Origin of the sequence: Thermosynechococcus sp. OHK43, assembly GCF_014466085.1 — a bacterium.
Classification (GTDB): domain Bacteria; phylum Cyanobacteriota; class Cyanobacteriia; order Thermosynechococcales; family Thermosynechococcaceae; genus Thermosynechococcus.
In genome coordinates, this window is record NZ_JACOMP010000222.1 from 1 (window position 1) to 3,162 (window position 3,162).

General features: G+C 54.3%; 4 protein-coding genes. 1 reads left to right on the forward strand and 3 read right to left on the reverse strand.

Annotated elements, in window-relative coordinates; all coding sequences use genetic code 11:
* Positions 1 to 706: hypothetical protein (locus H8Q75_RS09360; protein WP_297041281.1), on the reverse strand; the 706-nt coding region annotated here is incomplete at its 3' end.
* A 7-nt stretch (positions 707 to 713) separates the two neighbouring features.
* Complete coding sequence (gene dapF / locus H8Q75_RS09365) at positions 714 to 1,574, reverse strand: diaminopimelate epimerase (protein WP_297041283.1); 861 nt, start codon at positions 1,572 to 1,574, stop codon at positions 714 to 716.
* Positions 1,575 to 1,604: 30 nt separating this feature from the next.
* On the opposite strand from dapF, the gene H8Q75_RS09370 reads away from it, so the two are divergent.
* The gene (locus H8Q75_RS09370) at positions 1,605 to 1,823 is read left to right on the forward strand and encodes an RNA chaperone Hfq (protein ID WP_024125283.1); all 219 of its coding nucleotides are present in this window, start codon (positions 1,605 to 1,607) and stop codon (positions 1,821 to 1,823) included.
* Here H8Q75_RS09370 and larC read toward each other — a convergent pair.
* Positions 1,815 to 3,014, reverse strand: coding sequence for a nickel pincer cofactor biosynthesis protein LarC (larC, locus tag H8Q75_RS09375; protein WP_297041285.1), 1,200 nt, complete (start codon positions 3,012 to 3,014; stop codon positions 1,815 to 1,817). The two genes, H8Q75_RS09370 and larC, sit on opposite strands and share 9 nt — an antisense overlap.
* Between the last annotated feature and the right edge of the window lie 148 nt (positions 3,015 to 3,162).

A 3,162-nucleotide genomic window follows, 5' to 3' on the forward strand; every position in this document is an offset into this window, starting at 1 on the left:
AGATTGGCCAGCGGGTGTTGCGATTGAAGCTTTCAAAAAAGGTTTGACCCACCAGTTCCTCAAGAAGGGCAACAGGGGCAGAGCGGTATTGCCCACCCGTGGCTTCGGTGGCTGCAGCCAGTTGCGGCGCATGATCACCCACGACAATGGCATTGATTTTCACCCGTTGCTGACGGGCATTGGCAACCACACCCGCGTCCACAGGGGCTGCACCATCAGTAATGAGGAGCACTTCGCGGCAGCGATTGGGAATCCGTTGCAGTTGTTGGGTGGCGATGGCGATCGCCCCCGAAAGATTTTTGGCCGTCGGATCCACCTGCGCTAACAAATCACTGCGATTGAGGGCTTGATCTAGTTGGGTGAGTAGCAGATCACTATGGGTCTCAAACCGGGGCGTAAGAAACACCACATTGCGGCCAAAGCCGTGGATCATGACTTCATTGGGGGTGGTGAGATGCCGTTGGTTGCGTTGTATGTAGAGCTTGGCAGCGAGCACCTGTTGGGCCATGACGGTTTGTGGTTGATTAAATTGCAATGGACTATTGCCAAACGTACTGCCGCTGAGATCAAGGGAGAGAACAACGGCGACACTGGGGCGTCCCCAATTCAACAGCGAGAAGAGTAGCGCCAGGAGGACACAGCCTATTAAGAGAATGAGGGGAATCTGAAAAAGAGGGTAATACCACAGTTGCCGCCGACGGGTCATAGCTCACCTAGGGCAAGGTACCGCTAAAGACTGCAAGGGCAGGCCCGGTCATATACAGATGTTGGCTAGGCAAATCCCAGCGAATCTGGAGATTGCCCCCTGGCAGTTCAACCGTGGCTTGGGCTTGATCGCCCCCAGGACTCAGGCAACCAGTCAAAACAGCAGCGACTAGGGTGGCACAGGCTCCCGTTCCACAGGCAAGGGTCATACCGGCTCCCCGTTCCCAGACGCGCATCCGCAGGCGATCGCTCCCTAGGACTTGCACAAACTCAGTATTGGTGCGCTGGGGAAAAGCGGGGTGATGCTCAAACTGGGGACCAATCACAGCTAAATCCAGGGCAGCTACATCCTCCACAAAGGTGACGCAGTGGGGATTGCCCATACTCACGCATGTCACCAACCACTGGCGATCGCCCACCGTGAGGGGAACATCAATCACTTTTTGATCTGCGGCTGCCAAGGTGGTGGGAATCTGCTGCGCCAAAAGTTGGGGTTTGCCCATATCCACGGTGACCTGACCATCCGCTTGTACCTCCGGCACAATGAGACCGGCAAGGGTGTCAATGCGGTAGCGCACAATTTCACCGCCGGAGCGACCCTCAAGGGCAAAAATGAACTTGGCCAAACAGCGAATGCCATTGCCGCACATTTCCGCCACTGAGCCATCAGCGTTGTACATCCGCATGCGGTAATCACTTTCTCCAGTTCCCCGCAGTAAAAAAATGACCCCATCCGCACCCACGCCGAAGTGGCGATCGCACCAGTATTGGGCTTGTTCCGGACTTAAAAGCAGCTCTTCCTGATGGCGATTATCAATGAGAAGGAAATCGTTACCTAACCCTTGGTACTTCTGAAAAGATAGGCTCATAGAATTGAAAAAGTAAGAGAGGGGAAACCAATGACGGATGAATTTAACACGGCACTGCCTAGCATTCGCCAAGTACAGACCTTCATTAAAGATAGCACCGAGGTTGAAGTCAAGCTCAGCACCAGCGATCTTGTGGTTGGCAAAGTGCGCTGGCAGGATACGAATTGCCTCTGCGTTGTCGATCACTATGATCAACCCACAATTATTTGGAAGCAGGCCATTGTCTTTATTAAACCGAAGCTAGCCTAAGGGCCACAGTTGCAGTGCCACTGCCAAAGCCTCTTGATAGACCATCTGCCAAGGTTGCTGATGTTGACGAGCAAGGGCGGCACAGTCTTCGTATTCCGGCTGGACATTGATCCGCTGTCCTTGGTGCGCCGCTACTTTCACCCGCACTTTTCCAAAGGAGGTTGGGATTTCCTGTATTTGCCGCTCTAGAACATAGCGCTCCTGTACTTGACGCCGTAGCCCCAGGGTTGTGGTTTCACGGAAGAGCGTCTGCACACAGGCGGCCTCTGCACTGGGGGGACACAGTACCGTAACCAACACTCCCAAGCGCGATTTTTTCATCGTTATCGGCTGACAAAAGACCTCAATGGCACCGACGGCATAGAGTTGTTCACAGGCATAGCTAAGGGCTTGGGGGGGCATGTCATCCAGTTGGGTTTGCAGTTCCACAATCGTTTTTGCGGTGCCTGTTTCTGCTGAATTCGGCGGCGTTCCCAACCAGAGGCGCAATAGATTGGGTAGGGGCAGCTCTTGAGTGCCGGCGCCTAAGCCCACCCGTTTCAATGTCATTGCTGGCGGCGCACCAAATCCCTCACTGAGGGCACAAACAAGAGCAGCTCCCGTAGGCGTGACTAGTTCTTTTTCAATGCCATTGCTGTAGAGGGGCACTTGATAGGTTTGGCACAGTTGCAGAACAGCAGGCACAGGAACTGGCAGCTGACCATGGGCCGCTTTGACCATTCCGCCCCCAGTGGGTAGAGCCGAGCAGTAAATGTGACTCACATCGAGGTAATCCAACCCCAAGCAGGTGCCGACAATATCCACAAGGGCATCCACGGCCCCCACTTCATGGAAATGCACTTTTTCTGGCTCAATGCCATGCACGGCACCCTCAGCAATGGCCAAGGCTTCAAAAACCTTAAGGCTCCAGTCGCGGGCGCGATCGGGGAGATGGGCAGCCCGGATTTGGTCGGCAATCTCCGGCCAATGGCGATAGTGGTGGGAGGGGCGATCGCGCAGATGTACCTGTGCCTTTAGGCCCCGCTGTCCTTTGCGCTGTACCGTTTCCGTAGTCAACTCAAACTCATCGGCAATCCCTAACTTCGCTAATTGGCTTTGAAGATAGTCAAGGGGAACCCCCAGATCAAGGAGGGCACCCAAGCACATATCCCCAGCCACACCAGCAGGGCAGTCAAAATAGGCAACCGTCATGGCAGATTACAGGCGCAGCACTAAGGGATATGGTAACAAGGGACAATTGATAGACTGCTGATATACTGCCTATTCTTATCCCGCTTTTGCAGAGTCTGTTGCTGCCCCCTCTGACCAAATCAACGGTTGATACACCGGTTGATACACC

What these genes read in the sequence shown, in the direction of transcription:
- dapF (WP_297041283.1), bottom strand. Translation starts at nt 1,574, where the DNA reads ATGAGCCTATCTTTTCAGAAGTACCAAGGGTTAGGTAACGATTTCCTT.
- H8Q75_RS09370 (WP_024125283.1), top strand. Translation starts at nt 1,605, where the DNA reads ATGACGGATGAATTTAACACGGCACTGCCTAGCATTCGCCAAGTACAG.
- larC (WP_297041285.1), bottom strand. Translation starts at nt 3,014, where the DNA reads ATGACGGTTGCCTATTTTGACTGCCCTGCTGGTGTGGCTGGGGATATG.